General features: G+C 45.9%; 19 protein-coding genes. 14 read left to right on the forward strand and 5 right to left on the reverse strand.

Annotation, left to right across the window (positions count from 1 at the left end):
• Positions 1 to 46 precede the first annotated feature (46 nt).
• Positions 47 to 250, reverse strand: coding sequence for a photosystem II reaction center phosphoprotein PsbH (gene psbH / locus QUB10_RS01410; RefSeq protein ID WP_015176007.1), 204 nt, complete (start codon positions 248 to 250; stop codon positions 47 to 49).
• Positions 251 to 462: 212 nt separating this feature from the next.
• Here psbH and psbN point away from each other — a divergent pair, with 212 nt between their 5' ends.
• The 7 genes from psbN (at position 463) to QUB10_RS01445 (ending at position 7,692) form a co-directional block, all read left to right on the forward strand.
• Positions 463 to 594, forward strand: coding sequence for a photosystem II reaction center protein PsbN (gene psbN, locus QUB10_RS01415; protein WP_190742515.1), 132 nt, complete (start codon positions 463 to 465; stop codon positions 592 to 594).
• Between the two features lie 244 nt (positions 595 to 838).
• Positions 839 to 1,939, forward strand: coding sequence for a chorismate synthase (aroC, locus tag QUB10_RS01420; protein WP_333198804.1), 1,101 nt, complete (start codon positions 839 to 841; stop codon positions 1,937 to 1,939).
• A gap of 1 nt (position 1,940) precedes the next feature.
• Positions 1,941 to 2,852 (forward strand): MBL fold metallo-hydrolase, encoded by a 912-nt coding sequence (locus QUB10_RS01425; RefSeq protein WP_333163148.1) that lies wholly within the window; start codon positions 1,941 to 1,943, stop codon positions 2,850 to 2,852.
• Between the two features lie 634 nt (positions 2,853 to 3,486).
• Positions 3,487 to 4,410, forward strand: a complete 924-nt coding sequence (locus QUB10_RS01430) for a hypothetical protein (protein WP_333198806.1) — start codon at positions 3,487 to 3,489, stop codon at positions 4,408 to 4,410.
• Positions 4,411 to 5,632: 1,222 nt separating this feature from the next.
• Entirely contained in the window at positions 5,633 to 6,232 is a 600-nt protein-coding gene (locus QUB10_RS01435) for a class II aldolase/adducin family protein (RefSeq protein ID WP_333198808.1), read from the forward strand.
• A gap of 262 nt (positions 6,233 to 6,494) precedes the next feature.
• Positions 6,495 to 7,049 (forward strand): Npun_F5560 family protein, encoded by a 555-nt coding sequence (locus tag QUB10_RS01440; protein WP_333156313.1) that lies wholly within the window; start codon positions 6,495 to 6,497, stop codon positions 7,047 to 7,049.
• On the forward strand, positions 7,042 to 7,692 hold the full coding sequence (locus tag QUB10_RS01445) for a hypothetical protein (protein WP_333198810.1): 651 nt from the start codon (positions 7,042 to 7,044) through the stop codon (positions 7,690 to 7,692). The genes QUB10_RS01440 and QUB10_RS01445 overlap by 8 nt, the downstream gene beginning before the upstream one ends.
• A gap of 44 nt (positions 7,693 to 7,736) precedes the next feature.
• On the opposite strand, the gene QUB10_RS01450 is transcribed toward QUB10_RS01445, so the two are convergent.
• Positions 7,737 to 8,081 carry an STAS domain-containing protein gene (locus QUB10_RS01450; protein WP_333198812.1) on the reverse strand — a complete coding sequence of 115 codons (345 nt, stop codon included), beginning with the start codon at positions 8,079 to 8,081 and terminating at the stop codon, positions 7,737 to 7,739.
• 132 nt (positions 8,082 to 8,213) lie between these two features.
• Between QUB10_RS01450 and QUB10_RS01455 the strand changes: the two genes are divergently transcribed.
• The 5 genes from QUB10_RS01455 to QUB10_RS01475 all read left to right on the forward strand — a co-directional run bounded on the left by QUB10_RS01455 (position 8,214) and on the right by QUB10_RS01475 (position 11,277).
• Positions 8,214 to 8,372 carry a hypothetical protein gene (locus QUB10_RS01455; RefSeq protein ID WP_333198814.1) on the forward strand — a complete coding sequence of 53 codons (159 nt, stop codon included), beginning with the start codon at positions 8,214 to 8,216 and terminating at the stop codon, positions 8,370 to 8,372.
• 57 nt (positions 8,373 to 8,429) lie between these two features.
• Positions 8,430 to 9,053 (forward strand): DedA family protein, encoded by a 624-nt coding sequence (locus QUB10_RS01460; RefSeq protein WP_333041712.1) that lies wholly within the window; start codon positions 8,430 to 8,432, stop codon positions 9,051 to 9,053.
• A gap of 192 nt (positions 9,054 to 9,245) precedes the next feature.
• A complete protein-coding gene (locus tag QUB10_RS01465) occupies positions 9,246 to 9,980 on the forward strand; it encodes a hypothetical protein (RefSeq protein WP_333198816.1) in 735 nt (244 codons plus the stop codon).
• 156 nt (positions 9,981 to 10,136) lie between these two features.
• Positions 10,137 to 10,754: a Uma2 family endonuclease gene (locus QUB10_RS01470; protein ID WP_333198818.1), complete on the forward strand. Its 618-nt coding sequence runs from the start codon at positions 10,137 to 10,139 to the stop codon at positions 10,752 to 10,754.
• 85 nt (positions 10,755 to 10,839) lie between these two features.
• Complete coding sequence (locus tag QUB10_RS01475) at positions 10,840 to 11,277, forward strand: hypothetical protein (protein ID WP_333198821.1); 438 nt, start codon at positions 10,840 to 10,842, stop codon at positions 11,275 to 11,277.
• 103 nt (positions 11,278 to 11,380) lie between these two features.
• Here the strand turns inward: QUB10_RS01475 and QUB10_RS01480 are convergent, their stop codons facing one another.
• Both QUB10_RS01480 and QUB10_RS01485 read right to left on the reverse strand, forming a co-directional pair.
• On the reverse strand, positions 11,381 to 12,292 hold the full coding sequence (locus QUB10_RS01480) for a hypothetical protein (protein ID WP_333198823.1): 912 nt from the start codon (positions 12,290 to 12,292) through the stop codon (positions 11,381 to 11,383).
• A 48-nt stretch (positions 12,293 to 12,340) separates the two neighbouring features.
• Positions 12,341 to 12,781 carry a hypothetical protein gene (locus QUB10_RS01485; RefSeq protein ID WP_333198825.1) on the reverse strand — a complete coding sequence of 147 codons (441 nt, stop codon included), beginning with the start codon at positions 12,779 to 12,781 and terminating at the stop codon, positions 12,341 to 12,343.
• Positions 12,782 to 12,940: 159 nt separating this feature from the next.
• On the opposite strand from QUB10_RS01485, the gene QUB10_RS01490 reads away from it, so the two are divergent.
• Positions 12,941 to 13,729, forward strand: coding sequence for a pentapeptide repeat-containing protein (locus QUB10_RS01490; RefSeq protein ID WP_333198827.1), 789 nt, complete (start codon positions 12,941 to 12,943; stop codon positions 13,727 to 13,729).
• Between the two features lie 411 nt (positions 13,730 to 14,140).
• On the opposite strand, the gene purM is transcribed toward QUB10_RS01490, so the two are convergent.
• Positions 14,141 to 15,166, reverse strand: coding sequence for a phosphoribosylformylglycinamidine cyclo-ligase (gene purM / locus QUB10_RS01495; RefSeq protein WP_333198829.1), 1,026 nt, complete (start codon positions 15,164 to 15,166; stop codon positions 14,141 to 14,143).
• A gap of 471 nt (positions 15,167 to 15,637) precedes the next feature.
• On the opposite strand from purM, the gene QUB10_RS01500 reads away from it, so the two are divergent.
• Entirely contained in the window at positions 15,638 to 16,738 is a 1,101-nt protein-coding gene (locus QUB10_RS01500; RefSeq protein WP_333198831.1) for a septal ring lytic transglycosylase RlpA family protein, read from the forward strand.
• Positions 16,739 to 16,751 lie beyond the last annotated feature (13 nt).

Consider the following 16,751-nt stretch of genomic DNA (forward strand, 5'->3'; position numbering starts at 1 on the left):
CAACCCTCAGCTTTTACTTTTAGCCTTACTGTTTTGTGATCAATTTTTAGCGGCCTAGGCTCGACCAATCCATATCCACACTCTCCAGAATCAGAGAAGAGTTGTAGATTTGCAAAATAATCAACAAGAACACGAAAAACAGTCCAATGAACACGCTCATCAACAGCGTGGTGCCCCAACCCGGAGCGACCTTGCCGTACTCTGAGTTAAGGGGTTTGAGTATATCTCCTAACCAAGTCCGTTGTGCCATAAGTCACCTACAATGAATCTCTACAGAGAAGTTTGACATATTTTCACCGCTAATTGCGATCGCAATTTCTCAGAAATGCCACCGGGGGACTCGGAAAACGGGGAGTGGGGGCTGGCTGCCATACCGTACAGCGCCTAAAATCACGAGACTTTCAGACGGATTGTTATTTTTTGTAATATTATAGAGTGGAGCACTCATAATCGATCAAAAATATGGAACCCGCAGCAGTTCTCGGCATTTCTCTCGGTGTGTGTCTGGTGGCCATCACCGGTTTCTCGATCTACACGGCTTTCGGCCCTCCCGCTAAGGAATTGAGAGATCCTTTTGAAGAACACGAAGACTAAAGAAGAAGGAAGGCACAACACGGATTCGGACACGGATACACGGATGAATTTAAGTGTGTTTCCAGATATCTCCTATTCTCGGTCTCTCCCTCTCTCCCTGGTAGATATTCTTCTAGGGGCGGGAAGGGAGTGATGCTGTGAGGCGATCGCCTGTCGCCTACTGGTCAATGGTATATTTTTCAGAAATACAGTAAATCTCTATTCCACTTAAGCTAAAAATTATCAAGTTTCAGGGCAAAGCATAATGGGCAATACCTTTGGGCATTTATTTCGGATATCGACATTTGGGGAATCTCACGGCGGCGGTGTCGGAGTAGTAATTGACGGTTGCCCGCCCCTGGTGTCGATCGACGCATCGTTCATTCAAGCCGAACTCGATCGCCGCCGCCCCGGCCAAAGCAAAATTACCACACCTCGCAAAGAAGCAGATACCTGCGAAATTCTGTCGGGGGTGTTTGAAGGCAAAACTTTGGGAACGCCGATCGCAATTTTAGTCCGCAATCAAAACACTCGCCCCCAAGACTACGAAGAAATGGCGACTACCTACCGCCCTTCTCACGCTGATGCTACCTACGATGCCAAGTACGGAATTCGTAACTGGCAAGGCGGAGGCAGAAGTTCGGCAAGGGAAACTATAGGTAGAGTAGCAGCAGGGGCGATCGCGAAAAAAATTCTCAAACAAGCAGCAGGCGTAGAAATAGTCGGCTACGTCAAACGCATTTTTGACTTAGAAGCCGTAGCCGACCCGGACACTGTTACCTTAGAACAAGTAGAAAGCAACATCGTCCGCTGTCCAGATGCTGAATGTGCCGAAAAAATGATTGAACTGATCGAAAAAGTTCGCGACAGCGGAGATTCGATCGGCGGTGTAGTCGAATGCGTCGCCCGCAATGTACCCAAAGGGCTGGGAATGCCCGTATTCGACAAACTCGAAGCCGACTTGGCCAAAGCCATCATGTCCTTGCCCGCCAGCAAAGGCTTTGAAATAGGTTCGGGCTTTGCTGGGACTCTGCTCAAGGGCAGCGAACATAATGATGAATACTATACTGATGATAAGGGTGTAATTCGTACAGTGACGAATCGCTCTGGCGGAATTCAGGGTGGCATTGCTAACGGCGAAAATATCATTTTGCGGGCGGCATTCAAGCCGACTGCGACAATTCGCCAGCAGCAGCGCACCGTTACCCGAGAAGGCGAAGAAACGCTGCTGGCTGCCAAGGGACGGCATGACCCTTGTGTTTTGCCAAGAGCTGTGCCAATGGTGGAAGCAATGGTAGCTTTAGTGTTGTGCGACCATCTGCTGCGCCATCACGGACAATGTGGAACCTTAAAGCCTGAATTTTAAAATGGAAATCAGCTTGTCCTCAGTAGCGGCAACTCCCGTTGATTGCCCTCAACCCTCCGAATCAATAAAAGGTATAGATGATTTTGTAGTACAGTTTTGGGGCGTGCGGGGCAGTGTTCCGACACCCGGACAGGAAACTGTTCGCTACGGCGGCAATACTTCTTGTTTGGAAATGCGAGTCGCGGGCAAACGCTTGATTTTTGACGGCGGAACAGGCTTGCGGATGCTGGGAGACCAGTTGGTGCAAGAAATGCCCGTGCAAGCTTATATGTTTTTTACTCACTATCACTGGGATCACATTCAAGGGTTCCCGCTGTTCGCCCCAGCTTTCATCCGCGGCAATAGCTTTGATATTTACGGGGCGACTCCGCCGGATGGAGATTGCATGAAAAGGCACTTCGTTGAACGGGTGCTCCACTCGAATTCGCCGGTGCCGCTGATGGGTTTGCAGGCAGATTTGAATTTCTACGAACTCAATCACAACCAGACGATGATGCTGGACGATATTGAGATTAGGACGGGTTCTCTGAATCACCCGAATACTGCTATGGGATATCGGGTGACTTGGCAGGGACGATCTGTGGTTTATTGTTCTGATACTGAGCATTTTCCCGATCGACTAGATGAGAATGTCTACAATTTAGCCCTCGACGCTGATGTACTGATTTACGATGCGATGTACACAGACGAGGAATATCACAACCCCAAGTCTCCGAAGGTGGGTTGGGGACACTCGACTTGGCAGGAAGCTGTGAGAATGGCTAAGGAGGCGCGGGTGAAACGAGTGGTGATTTTTCACCATGATCCGGCTCATACTGACGATTTTCTCGATCGCATCGCCGAAGATGTGCAAATCGCTTTTCCGAAGGCTGTCATGGCCCGCGAGGGTCTTATTTTGCCGATCGGCTTCTGAACATTCGCCCTTGTGAGTTCGATCGAACCATCAACCGATCGAACCATAATTGTTATGTGAATATGTGGATCGGGTCTCACCCCCCGATCCACAATTTTTTTTAATATGCAGCAAACTCTTAACTGCATGGTATAATTCTTGCTTGTTAAGTTTTTAGGCAGAGTATTTAAGGTTTTTTTTATTCTTCAACCGCGTCCGCAAGACGCCAAGACGTAAGATAATTGGAGGATTGCCAAGGGTGAAAAGGAGACAGTTTTGAATGTCAACAAACACGGGGAGGCGAGGATCTCGCACGCCTGAGTGCTAGTCTGAGGCCAGTAGACTTCCAGAAGCCTTGTTACAGATTAATTATTAAGGACAAAAACTGAAGTTATAGCTCGGATCAAATAAAAGCGCGATCGGTTTTTTCGGATCATGAATATTGACAACTCTCAAAAGCTAATAGCTTTTAGGTAGAAGCTGAGAAAATTTTCAGCAGTCAATTTGACTAACCAGAAAGAAACGATCGCTCTTGGGTTTGGCAGTAGCTGTGGCAAGCGAATGTTATGACTTGACTATCAAAATGGGAAATTTACGTTTTAGATCTTCAGCACATCAATACAGATGGATTGCCCTAGGCAGTTTTGCTGTAATTATGGGTATTTCAGGCGCCCTGGCCTACCGCCTCGCCCCGCCCCCCGGATTCATGGCTCAAGGCACTCTCACTTCTAATAATCCGCCAGTCAAATTTTCGACCACGGGCACGACAATTCTCAAGCAGGGAGAGCAACTCACCCCGGAGGTTCTCCTAGCAGATAATGTTGTCAAAGCAGTGGCAGATGCAGTTAAGCTCTCGCCCCAGCAAGTTCGACAAAATGCTAGTGTCAAGATTTCTAAGGCGGAACAACCCCTAGAAATTGTGGTTGGGTATCGCTCGCTCGATCAGGAGCAAGCAATCCAAACGGCGGATATGTTGATGAAGGGCATGGTTGAAAAAAGCCGCCTGATTAACAGATATCGGTGGCAATCAGTCAATCAGTCCCTCAACCAACGCTTGGCACAAGTCACTCAAGACCTGAAACAAGCTCAGCAAAAACTCGACCAATACGAAAGAGAGCGCGCTCGCCTGTTGCAGCAAATGAAGCTTCAGCAAGACTTTTACAACAAAACTCAGCTTGCAATGGCGGATACGCAAGCGTCGGAAAAAGAAATGGTCAGCAGTTTGGCCGCGGCTACAGTGCCACAAATTGTGGCGACGCCCACGAGCGATCCGACAGTGCCTCTGATTTTGGGAATTGGCTTGCTGTTGGCGATTTTGGTCAGCCGCGGTTTGATTCCTTCGGTGGCGGATTGGAGGTACAAAGCAGCTTTTCAGCGAGAAGAGAGCGAAAGGCTCCAAAGTGCTTTGTACCGACTGATCAAAGAAGGCCGGGGCGAAATCACTCTGGTGCGGTTTGCGATGGAAACGCGGCTGTCGCCGGATGTGGCTCAGCGTTTTTTGAACCAACAAGCTGAAGTCTTTAATGCCAATTGCGAAATTAAAGACGACGGCAGCATCTTGTATCACTTCCATATTTAAAGGGCTGCGAGCGATCGCGCTTCACAGAAAAATGCAAGCCGATCGAGCACTGACTCGATCGGCTGGTTTTTTTCTGTGGAGGACTTATATCAGGTTCGGTCGATCGACTATCCCCCTCTCGGTAGCCGCGGGTTTACGGGATCTATAACTTATACTACTACTACCGATTTTGGTGAACCCGCCGACGCGAGCTGGCGTTGCGGTGATTTTACGTGACATAATATTAGGCTCAACCCGGTTTCTTAGCTTGTCAGATGCCCCGGAGCTAAAAATTGCTCGATCGACAGAGGTGTGGACTAACGTAGAGCACCCGAAGATTGTGCCAGTTGCTCCCAGACAGGCTAAAAAATATTTTTTCTGTTCCGCTTGCTTTTTGCTTAAATATATGTATAATGAAAAAAATCAGTAAATGTACGGTTGCTTTTTACCTGAGTTACCTGGTTAAGGGGTAATTGCTCCTTAAATATTTCTTAAAGTAGAAGTCAAGTCAGTAGAAATGCTGTAGTATATAGCAATAACCGATGCAGGGATGTTATGTAGTTTCACATCAGAAACTCGATCGGGCAAGAGCCTGGAATCAAACTCCCCTACAGAAAGCGTAAGTTTTGAGGCGTTGCTGAATACAGGTATGAACAACTTTTCGCTTGATGTTACAAAACTCACCATACTTGGCTTCTAGCCATTCCGAAATCTTGAATTCATACCTGTATTCAGCAACGCTCTCAATTATGTACTCATGGCAAAGATCCGACTTTTCCGACTTTACAATCCGACTTTTCCGACTGACAGAGACAGGGGTTGGAAGCCATGATTAGAGATAGGGAAAGTCAACCCACGATGTCTAGATTGTAAAGATATCGTAAACCGACGTTGCTGAATTGGGTATGAAGTTTGTAGGGGCAATCCCCCCGTGGTTGCCCTACGGCTGACTTAGAATTACCCCTACAGGCAAAATCATAATTTGATTCAGCAGCCTACCTTTTCATCTTGAACTTTTGCAATTACCTAGAGGCTAGACCCTGATGTTTGGAATAATTTGTTCTTCTTTCGTAGCTTACTTTTTGCTAATGTCGATCGCTAATTACGGCGACAATGGAATGTAAATTAGTTAAGGCACTCATGCACCGAGACATAAGGCAGCAGGCAAAAAAAAGCAGTTTGACAACTTCGATTAAGTCTCAGCTTGGGCCGTGTCTGTGGTGTCGCTCTGGCAGGAAAATAGATGGATGAAGGAGTCGTTAAGTACCGCTGTGATTGGGAAGAGGCAGGCCCTGTAGCTGCCACCAACATAGCAGATTTGATGGAATGGCGCGATCGGCTCCACGCTTGGGGATTAATTGGCGTCTACGAAAATGGCATAGGGTTTGGCAACGTCAGCGTCAGACTCGGCAAGTCTGGCCAATTCGTGATTTCGGGAACCCAGACTGCACACTTGAAGACTCTGGGACCAGAATTCTACTGTACTGTTACCGACTTTAACTTAGAACAAAATTTCCTCGGTTGCCGGGGCCCCGTACAAGCTTCGTCGGAGTCCCTGACTCACGGGGCCCTGTACCTTCAGAGACAGGATGTGGGCGCGATAATTCACGTCCATAACCCTACGCTATGGCAGCAACTGCTGTTTAAGATTCCTACTACTAGAAAAGAAATACCTTACGGCACTCCCCAGATGGCCTTAGAAATGTTTAGACTTTTTGAGGAGGAGAATTTGGCCGATCGCAAAATTCTGGCGATGGCCGGTCACGAGGACGGCATTATCTGTTTTGGCAGCACCGTGGACGAAGCTGGCAAAGTGCTTTCTGCTGCGATCGGTTACACATGAGATATTGCACTATTCTCACAAAAAGCTCAGAAACCTGGTTTATTGACCAAAAACCTAGGATGTTAACTCTGTCTAGGGCAAGAAACTAAGGTGATGACGTGGATGCAAGATTTGAGTTAAACTGAGCTTTACCCTTGACATCGGGCCGCTGGCTCGATTTGGCCTAATCGGTTCAAAACTTTTGAAGTGCCTCTTGCCTCTGCGGTAAGGGAAAGATATTTTTAAAGAGAAACACATTATATAACAAAAGCTGAGAGTCATCGTGAATCAAACTAAACTTGTAAGCTCAAAAGAATTGCAATCAGAGGTATCTCGTCTCACCGAAGAGCTGCAAATGCGCGACCAATTGGTGCAGCAGTTGTCTCAAGAACTTTTCCGGCTGGTGAAGGGCAATTCTAATTTTGTGCCCGCGCCGGAAGTTTCCGATCGCCACCAAGCTCAAATGCAGGCCATGCGGGAACAACTCCAAGCTGTTGAAGAACAGGTGAGTTTTTATCAGGAACAAATCGCCGAACGGGATGCTGAGGTTTACCAACTGCGGCAGTCGGTGCAAGAATTGACTGATCGCTCTCGGATGCTAGAACAGGTGGTTCAGGAATTGCCGGGGGTTTACCGCCAGAAGTTTGCCGAGCGGCTCGATCCGATTAAGGAAAAGTTGGAGCAATTGCAAAAGGAAAACCGCCAGTTGCACACTGAATTGCAAAGCGTAACTTACCGTCTCGCTGTGCGGAGCCGCAAGGCTAAGGGCCTGGATCTGCCGAGCGTCGATGAAACGGACGATCGGGGCATTCAAATGCCGAGCTTTGGCAATGTCTAAGGTTTTGATGGTCGCGGGTGGTGAGAAAGATCCGGCCCCAAGTCTCAAGGCAGCGATCGCTCAATCTGATCCTTTAACTGAAGTCAATATCTGTGGGGTTTCTGAACTCCATTCTGGCGCGATCGCTCCGGGTGGGGCGATCTTTTGTCCTTTGACGCTGGATGTGCCAGAAAATCTGGTTTTTCCGGCTCAAGAGGTGTTTCGATTTTGTAGCAATGTTTCGGCAGCGCGCGATCGAGTGTCCCAGGAGTTGCTTTTTCCCGTCGGCGGTGGCAATTTTTGGCTGCCTGTGGTGTTGACGGCAAAGGGCCCACTGTATGCTGAGGTGATTGGTGGGGAACCTTCTAAGCAGTCTGGCGAGTTTAGTTACTCTCAACCGGTGCATTTGTCGGATGTTTGGCGACAGCAGTTGTATGAGTTGGCTTACCGCTTGCTGAATCTTTTAAATGCGCCGCCAGCGACTTATTTGATGCAGTTCGGGTTCGTAGGGGAAAGGATTTGTTTCGATCGACTTTGGCCTTTTCCGGCTGCACCTGCGATCGCTTCTGTCGGCGTTCAAGTGCCGGATTTATTTGTTTGTCATTGGTATTGCTTGACAAATCAACCTATTTATGATATTGAAATTAGCTGTGCGGTTTCTTGAAGTCTATTGGAAACTTGAGATTTGAACTGGGCAGCTAATTTTAATCAGGCAACTAAAGCCGGAGTTTCAGTGGAGATAACTTGCTCGAAACTGTCGAAGATTTCAAAGAGTTGGTCGAGTTGAGTAATTTCAAAAATTAGCTTGACTGTAACTGAGAGGTTGCAGATGACGAGGCGGCATCCCCGGTGGCGGGCGGCGTTGAGTCCGCCGACTAAGGCACACAGCCCGGAACTGTCGATGAAATCTACGGCGGCCATGTCTATTACCCAGAGTTTGTGGCGATCGGGCACAATCTCGGCTAGCTGTTGCTGGAGGAGGCTGCCGGCTTGGGAGTCGAGGCAGTTGTGAGGTTGAAGGACGATGGGTTGGTTGAAGTTGGGAAATTCCATAGCAGTTATCCTACGATCGTAAAGTATGAATAAGTTAGTTTAGTTGCTGACTCTCTTGAGAGACTCAGGGGATTTCCGCGTATGTTTTAGGATGGGCGATCGCCCTTGTGGGAATCGGTGGGGAGAGCCGTTGTGATAAATTTAGTAGGAAACTGGCTAGCGATCGCGCGGAACGCAACCGCAACAATTCTCTATTCCTCTAGTATGCCTGAAAGGCTAATTTTTAGTTGGGCCAGCGATCGCGACAACAGTGTGTTTTTCATCACAGCGAAAGATTGCACTATTGGCTGAATCGAGCCAATATATAAATGTATTGAGCTTTGCAAAAGTTTACGAAGGCAGTATCGAATGTCTTTTGAGTTTTTATCGTTAGAGACTATTCAGCAGTTTGCGCGCGATTACGGCTACTGGGCAGTATTTCTGGGAATTTTGCTGGAAAATCTGGGAGTTCCTCTTCCAGGCGAGACTATTACGATTGCTGGCGGGTTTTTAGCTGGCAGCGGGGAACTGAATTACTGGTTTGTGCTCGGCAGTGCGATCGCTGGTGCTACATTGGGCGGAAATTTTGGTTATGCGATCGGCAGGTACGGCGGCTGGCCGCTGCTGCTGAAGCTGGGACAATTTTTCCGCTTTCGAGAAGAACAACTGTTTGACTTAAAAGAACAGTTTAGCAAAAATGCAGCTAAAGCCGTATTTTTGGGTCGTTTCATCGCATTGCTGCGAATTTTTGCTAGCCCCCTAGCAGGTATTGCAGAAATGCCTTTTTGGAAATTTTCGCTGTTCAATGTTCTGGGTGCTGCCAGTTGGGCATCGGTAATGGTCAGTTTATCCTACTTCTTGGGACAAGTTGTGTCTTTGGAGAAATTGGTAGCTTGGGCTGCTCAATTTGCGGTATTTGCTTTGCTGTTAGCAGTTGCTTGGATTGCAATTCCTATTTGGTTGGAGTCGCGGACTTTGGACAAGACTAAGTAGGGTTGGAAGGCGTTCCCCAAAAACTCAATATTCTTGTGGAACGGGCATCTTGCCCGTTCTTCAGAATAGTGAAATATATGAAAATCACATTTTGCACCAAGGTCAGCAACGGGCTAGAAGCCCGTTCCACAAACAATAAACTTTCTTCTGAGTTGGAGTTCGACACCATACATTTATAAATAGGTCGAAATCATGGGATACACTACAACATTTGACGGAATATTTCATTTAAACAAACGGTTATTAGACAGCGAAGCTATTTACTTATTGGAGTTTTCTCGAACTAGACGAATGAAGCGAAATCCGGCGATTTTGCAAAGTATTGCCGATCCAGCGAGAGAAGCCGTTGGTTTGCCTTTGGGCGAAGAAGGCTGCTATTTTGTGAATGAAAAATGGGATGAAGATTCGGAAGTTTCCGTTGTCGATTACAACCGCCCGCCGAAGACTCAGCCCGGATTGTGGTGTAACTGGATTCCTACTGCTGACGGCGGCGGGATTAAATGGAGCGGTGTAGAAAAGTTTTATGATTATGTCGAATGGTTGCAGTATCTGATCGACAATTTTCTTAAACCTTGGGGTTATGTTTTAAATGGCGAGGTGAATTGGCAAGGGGAAAGAGAAGAAGATGTGGGTATGATTTGGGTTGAGAATAATGTGATTATTTCGCCCGAAGGTGCACAGGAATTGTTGAGATATTCCGTGTCGCCGGTATCGGTGCCAAAGTTTGTTTGGGATTGTTTCAAGACGATGGAAGCGACGGGATTTTCTTTGAGGGATTGGAAGGAGGTAATTGATAAAGCTGTGGAGTTGGGACACGGGGAAGCTGCACTGTGGATTAAGCCTAATTTTGACAAATATTTTGATGGTATGGAGCGTGGTTTTGAGTTTGAAGGAGAGGTAATTGAAACACAAGATGAGGATTTGTGAGCTGTAGTTTCGATTAAACTTACGCATGATGCCCAGAAACCGGGTTTTTTCCCAATCTGCGTCCTACAACGAAGTATTTCGTAAAAAACCCGGTTTCTTTGGTCGTAGCGCGTCCAGGACTATATAATTGTAAGTACGATCGTCCGAGGATTTACTATGACGGCCTTAACAGAAATACGCGAAGCAATCGAGAAAGCACAGCCTTATTACTCTCCATTCGAGTATTTTGAATTAGAAGAGGCAGCAGAGTATAAAAGTGAATATCATAGCGGTCAAATATTACCAATGGCCCTTGATTCCGCCAATCACAACCTGATAGTAGGTAATTTGATTGCTCCTTTGAACTTCGCTTTGAAAAAACAGAGAGATTATCATTTATTTGCTTTAGGTTTGCGTTTGTGGATACCGCAGAAGCAAGTTTGTACTTATCCTGATGTGATGTTGGTGGGGGGGAAATTGGAGTTTGTTGAGGGTAGGAAAGATACGATTACTAATGCGGTGATGGTGGCTGAGGTTTTATCGGAATCGACGGCGGATTATGACAGAGGCGGCAAGTTTAAACTTTTTCGTTCTCTTCCTAGTTTTCGGGAGTATGTTTTGATCGATCAATACGAGATGCACGTTGAACAGTTTGTGAAGACGGATGATAATAAGTGGGTTTTGTCTGAGTATGATGGTGCTGATGGGGTGTTGAGATTGAGTTGTGTGGAGTTTGAGATGCGGTTAGGTGATATTTACGATCGTGTGGATTTTGAGTCTGAGTCTGAGGAGTGAATGTGGTATTGAAACCACCGATTTCAGGGCGATTGGAAATCGCGCCTACACAAACAAAGTCCGCCTTCGCGGACTGGTAGAATGTATGAAATCTGAAAAATCGGCTATTACCTATAATATCGATCAAAAATGGGCTGTGACTCTTTGCTGCGAAGCAGAAGAAAAACTGGAATTGAGAGTTGCAAAAATCGTTGAGTATTTAGACAAAACTTATCTATTAAAGCAATGGGCAATATCTGATATTGAAGCTACGGGCCGTTACGGCAATTGCTGGACTGCGCGCTGTAATAATCTGGAAATATTTCAGGTATCTACTTCTGATTTGTTGGAGGTAATGAGGGAAGAAGGTCAAGTTATTGAGTTAGATGTTAGTTTGATAAAAGATGACGAGGAATTGTTTAAAATATTGATTCGAGATGGGGTTTCAATTGATTTACTTGGCAGCGGGGAGATGATGCCGCTGACGGTTTTGGGGAAATATGTTTATCTTGACAAAGAAGTGTTTATGTGGTTAAGGACGTAAGATCGCACTTCAAAAAGCTCGATCGCCCTTCGTCAGAGAATGCTGAGAAGAAGGGAGGGTGAAGGAAGAGCGCGTAATTATTAGTCTGTTATGTACTATAATTTCACGGAGCAGACATAGTAAGAGTGTACTCGGTTTCTCTAAGTTTTGAGCGTACAAGAACAATGTAATTACCTACTCTTAAATTGCTTTTAATTATTCCTGGCTTTGAGTTAAAAGCAGAGATATTTTCCAGTTGATATTCAATTACTCCTGTTCCATTTTTATCTGAATATAAAACCATTTCTACTTCGCTATTCACGCCACCCAAAGACAGACTAATGCTGCTAGGATTGGCTAGTTGAAAACTGTAAAGTTGCTCTCGATTATTTAAAGTAATACTGCCATTTTTAGAAATGGGTTTTTCTTCCAAATAACCAAGATTTTGAATTTGACTTGTATTATTAATTATTTGAAGTGAATATGGGGTATCTCTAGCTTTCAACTTCACAACAATAATGTAGCTACCCACATTCAATTCTTGTTTAATTATTCCGGTTCTTGACTTAATAGCAGATGTGTTTTCAAGTTGATATTGAATTACTCCCGTGCCATCTTGGTCTGAATATAAAAACATTTCTACTTCGCTATTGACACCATCTAAAAACAGGCTGATATTACTGGGATTATCTATCTTAAAACGGTAACGGTTCTCTACATTATTAGAGCTAACATTGCCAGCGAAGGTGCAAGAACGATTTAGAAACTCAAGGTTTACGGTACTGCCATTTTGCTCTTTTGTGCAAGGGTTTTCGTCAGGATGTGACGATACTGGAGTTGGTGGTGGCGACTCAGGCTGTGGTTTTATAGGCTGAGGTGGGATTAAAGTTGTGTTTTTAGTCCCCTCATTTTGCGTAGGAGGAGGAAGCCGTGTTGTTTCTGTTGGAGGTGGAAAACGAATTGGCGGACCTACTATTACCAGTGCGATAATTCCTAATATAACCACACTAAATAAACCAATTACTACGGATCCCATATCTTCATCACTATCTTTTTGGCTTTTGTGGCTTTCGGGTGGTTTTAGTCAGAAGTGAAAGTCACCACTAAAAGTCCCTCCCTGAAAAAAGGCTTTAATTTCTTTAATTTCCTCTGCTATCTTCCCAAAATTCTGGACACTTGGTGGCTGAGACTGAAGTGCATTCGTCAAAGCTTTAACGGCTGAAGCCAGTTTTGCATCTGTACTTACTGCTGTATCTACTTCCTCGACAGCTTTAGCGACTTCCGGATCTTTCATGACTGCTTCTAACTCACCAACTGCTTTGCTATAATTTAAGGGCTGGTTTTGAGCTAATTCTATAGCCTTTGCTGTACTTGCCGACTTGATTTTAAGCAGTGATAGCAACTTATCAGCTTTCTCAACGACTAGCTCACCTAGCTTTTCAGTAGCCTTCTCTGTGGCTGTCTCCGTGGCTTTGACTAATACTAAAGTTGCGATCGCCCCGGCTGTCATTGTTACAGGTTCCATATAAAATTCCTTAGTTTTTTAAACTATAACGACTTAATATCAGGTTCAACAGTAATAAAAAGTAATAAAATAGTAATAAAATAGTAATATTAAGCGTCTGTTGCGGTAGAATCTATACTAATCCTACCTTAACGCTCCGCTAGTAAGGGACTTTCACACATGACCGTTGACGAAGCCATAGAGATCGCAGAAACAGCCCTCAACTACGATCGCCTCAACAAAGTTCAAGAGCTAGTGTTTCGTCAATCATGGGAAGGCAGGTCTTACGGAGAAATAGCTAAAACTACGGGATATCAATACGATTATATCAAAGCTACGGGTTATGAATTATGGAAATTACTATCACAGGTATTCGGGGAAAAGGTCAAAAGAGATAATCTAAAATCAGTATTAAAACGATACTTACGAAAAACTCAAGTGAACTTACAGCGAAATCTGACAATAGAAGTTAACCTCAGCGGAGCAAATCTCAGCGGAGCAAACTTAAGTGGAGCTAGATTATTCGCAAACTTAAATGAAGCTGATTATGGTCAAGCTGATTTAGATAAAATAATAACCTCTGACAGCGAAACTGAATTATCTGACTCAGAAAACGAAATTAACTGGAACGGTTTTTGCTTTCACTCCGACGCACAAGTGAAAATTGCCGAAATACTCGATCGCACTTCCACTCTCTTCATCCCCAACTCCCAACTCCGACTCGCAACACCGGAAGGTAGACAGAATCTAGAAGCTGACTTTCTGATTTTCCACCAAAACAAGCTAGGGATGCTGAAAATTGACCGTGAATCATCCCATCCAAACGCAACAGAAGATGAAATGTGCGATCGGCTTTTGAGAGATTCTGGCATCTGTCTTGTCAAACATTACGACACTACCCGATGCAGCGAACAACCGGATCTAGTTGTGCAGGAGTTTTTGGGAATTTTGAGTCACGTACAAGCCTAATAAGGTGTTTTTTATTTAAACTGTGATACAAACATTACCTTGGTTTTTGATATTTTCTCACTTCAACAATTAACAATCCTTCATTTCAGAGTCGATGTAATAAATAGTATAGCTCTTCAATTAATTTAAACGTTCGGCGGATAATTTTACACTAATTCACGGAAATAATTTTGAATTATACCGTATTTAAAAGCATAATAGCTTATTTCAATTTCCTTTGAAATTGTAGCAACGAGTCATCTGTTGTGAATTCCTTTTTCTCTTTCTTCCTCTGTCTCCTCTGCGTCCTCTGCGGTTACTTTCCAAAGTATAAATTTAACCGCAGATATACACAGATGAAGGCAGATTGAGATTATCTGTTATTGCACAAAGCAAAGCGAAGCAATCTTCACCCCATGCGATTGCTTCTTATTAATTACCCATGATCAATTCTCCTTTCCCCTCAATCACTTCCCCGATCGCCCAAGCACCTATTCCCTGAGATTCAAACCATTTAACAGCCTGTTCTACTTCCCTCGAATCGAGCAACAGCACAAAGCCAATCCCCATATTAAAAGTATTGAACATATCTGCTGTGGCCACTTGGCCCGCTTCAGCAATCCACTGGAAAATGGGCAAATTTGGCCAGCTATTGCTGTCAATTTTCACAGATTGATTAACTCCCAAACAGCGGGGCAAATTTTCCGGCAAGCCGCCGCCCGTAATGTGAGCCATGCCATGAATTTCTAGACCGCTCTTAATTGCTTCGAGGACTGGTTTAACATAAATTGTAGTCGGAGTTAGCAGCACTTCTCCTAAAGTTTTGCCACCTAACTTTTCGGGTTGGGAATGCCAATCAAAACCCCGATCGCCCGCAATTTTTCTCACCAAACTAAAACCGTTGCTGTGCACGCCCGAACTCGCCAGCCCGATCGCGACATCTCCGACTTTAACCCGCGAACCGTCCAACAATTTGCTCTTTTCGACAATTCCCACACAAAAACCAGCTAAATCGTACTCTCCCGGTTGGTAAAAACCGGGCATTTCTGCCGTTTCCCCGCCCAACAAAGCACAGCCCGCTTGCTTGCAACCGTCAGCAATCCCGGCCACCACCGCCGCTAATTGTTCGGGATTTAACTTTCCCGTGGCTAAATAATCGAGAAAAAAGAGGGGTTCGGCCCCGGATGTCAGCACGTCGTTGACGCACATCGCCACCAAGTCGATACCTACCGTGTCGTGCCGATCGAGATTGTGGGCCAATTTCAACTTAGTCCCAACACCGTCAGTACCCGAAACCATAATCGGCTCTTTTAAACCCTCCGGGACGCTAAAAAAACCGCTAAACCCGCCGAATCCGCCCAAAACTCCAGATCGGTGCGTGCTCTTAACCATACTCCCGATGCGCGAGACAAAAGCTCTGCCCGCCTCAACATCCACACCTGCTTCTCGATAATCCATAAGTCCGCCAAATCGATTTCTTCTAATTTTTAGTTTATTCCCATAACAGTTGACAAACAGCTTTTTTAAGACTAGCCATTCCCTAGCCCACAAAATACACTAAAGTTTTGTAAATTTTTGTAAATTTTTCCGTAAAGACTGAAACGGCTGTAAGCACTGGAACTAAAGGGTTTTATGATAGAGGGTTTTGAGAAAATTTGATGAAGATTTGGTGAAAATCGCGATCGCAGCGATCCCCAAGCACAAAAGTTTGTGGTAGTCTGTTGCAGTTCGTGAACAAAACACAAATTGCGAATCGAAGATGAGTTGTCAAGTGTCAGGGAAGTTTCCGCCAAATTTTTTTGGGGTAGAAGCATTAAAGCAAAAACGCACCCGGATACTTTGCTTTGACTCACGGGGGAATGGCGAAGGGCAAGAGAGAAATCCTTGACGCCCGCCGCCAAATGGCCAATCCTCCAATCTCGGTTGGCAATGGCTATTCACAAAAATGGACGTATGAAGGAAAAATTTGTTGGTGGTCTACTGGCTGTCCTGTTAGTTCCTGTGGTAGGAACGGCATCCTCTTGTCACGCACAAGCAACAGGTGCCGACAACCAAAACTCTCAGGTTTCCGAGCAAGTAATTGCCACCCAACCGTCCCGGCAGTTAAACGCTACTCGGGTCGAAGCGCAAAAAGTCGGACAGTATCAGTATCAAGCCAGAGCTGAAATTGCCCGAGACTCGATCGCCAAAATTCAGCCCCACGACTTAGGCGGGCGACAAGCAGCGACAGTCTACGTGCGAAACATTCCAGTCATCACCTTTCTGAACGCGAATCCGGAAACAAACACGCCTTTGGGAGAAACTGGCAACAGCCAAGCCCGTCCTAGCAGTCCGTCAAAAGTAGCGGGCGCAAGAGAAAATCCCAAAGTCGGAAACATTGCCAGCAACGACCGCAACCAAGAACCTGATCCAGTTTGGCGGGCATCAACCTTAGCAGCAAGACTCAATCAGCTAGCCCGCAACAACATCGATCCCAACAGCATTACCGTTAAGTGGGAAAAAGGCGATCGCTACATTATCCAGGCAAACGGCGAGGACTTGGTAAACATCAACGCCGAAACAATCCTCCCCGACACCACCAGCAACTTTAGCCGAGACGCCCTGCAAGCAACCAATCGCCTCCGCCGGCTTCTGGGCAACGCCCCACCCCTGGAAGAAGTCGCAGGCAAACCCCAACCAGAACCCGCTGTGCTGTCTATGGGCCCAATTCAAGTGCGCCTCAGCGGCTGGGCTTCCTGGTACGGCCCAGGCTTTAACGGCAACCTCAGCGCCAGCGGCGAGCGTTTCAACCAAAATGATTTGACCGCAGCCCACCCAAATTTGCCTTTTGGAACGAGAGTCATGGTGAGAAATCTCGACAACGGCCGCACCGTAGTCGTCCGCATTAACGACCGCGGCCCCTATGTGGGCGATCGGCTCATTGACTTGTCCGCCGGCGCCGCCAGCGTGCTAGGAATGATCAGCAGTGGCGTTGCCAGAGTGGAAATCGAAGTGATCGAACCGCCGCAGCAAACAACTCGTGGACGCTGAACGGTACTCTAAG

The organism is Microcoleus sp. B5-D4 (genome assembly GCF_036705145.1).
Classification (GTDB): domain Bacteria; phylum Cyanobacteriota; class Cyanobacteriia; order Cyanobacteriales; family Microcoleaceae; genus Microcoleus.

Coding starts and splice junctions, on each gene's coding strand:
- psbH (WP_015176007.1), bottom strand. CDS start 250: ATGGCACAACGGACTTGGTTAGGAGATATACTCAAACCCCTTAACTCA.
- psbN (WP_190742515.1), top strand. CDS start 463: ATGGAACCCGCAGCAGTTCTCGGCATTTCTCTCGGTGTGTGTCTGGTG.
- aroC (WP_333198804.1), top strand. CDS start 839: ATGGGCAATACCTTTGGGCATTTATTTCGGATATCGACATTTGGGGAA.
- QUB10_RS01425 (WP_333163148.1), top strand. CDS start 1,941: ATGGAAATCAGCTTGTCCTCAGTAGCGGCAACTCCCGTTGATTGCCCT.
- QUB10_RS01430 (WP_333198806.1), top strand. CDS start 3,487: ATGGGTATTTCAGGCGCCCTGGCCTACCGCCTCGCCCCGCCCCCCGGA.
- QUB10_RS01435 (WP_333198808.1), top strand. CDS start 5,633: ATGGATGAAGGAGTCGTTAAGTACCGCTGTGATTGGGAAGAGGCAGGC.
- QUB10_RS01445 (WP_333198810.1), top strand. CDS start 7,042: ATGTCTAAGGTTTTGATGGTCGCGGGTGGTGAGAAAGATCCGGCCCCA.
- QUB10_RS01450 (WP_333198812.1), bottom strand. CDS start 8,081: ATGGAATTTCCCAACTTCAACCAACCCATCGTCCTTCAACCTCACAAC.
- QUB10_RS01460 (WP_333041712.1), top strand. CDS start 8,430: ATGTCTTTTGAGTTTTTATCGTTAGAGACTATTCAGCAGTTTGCGCGC.
- QUB10_RS01465 (WP_333198816.1), top strand. CDS start 9,246: ATGGGATACACTACAACATTTGACGGAATATTTCATTTAAACAAACGG.
- QUB10_RS01470 (WP_333198818.1), top strand. CDS start 10,137: ATGACGGCCTTAACAGAAATACGCGAAGCAATCGAGAAAGCACAGCCT.
- QUB10_RS01475 (WP_333198821.1), top strand. CDS start 10,840: ATGAAATCTGAAAAATCGGCTATTACCTATAATATCGATCAAAAATGG.
- QUB10_RS01480 (WP_333198823.1), bottom strand. CDS start 12,292: ATGGGATCCGTAGTAATTGGTTTATTTAGTGTGGTTATATTAGGAATT.
- QUB10_RS01485 (WP_333198825.1), bottom strand. CDS start 12,781: ATGGAACCTGTAACAATGACAGCCGGGGCGATCGCAACTTTAGTATTA.
- QUB10_RS01490 (WP_333198827.1), top strand. CDS start 12,941: ATGACCGTTGACGAAGCCATAGAGATCGCAGAAACAGCCCTCAACTAC.
- purM (WP_333198829.1), bottom strand. CDS start 15,166: ATGGATTATCGAGAAGCAGGTGTGGATGTTGAGGCGGGCAGAGCTTTT.
- QUB10_RS01500 (WP_333198831.1), top strand. CDS start 15,638: ATGGCTATTCACAAAAATGGACGTATGAAGGAAAAATTTGTTGGTGGT.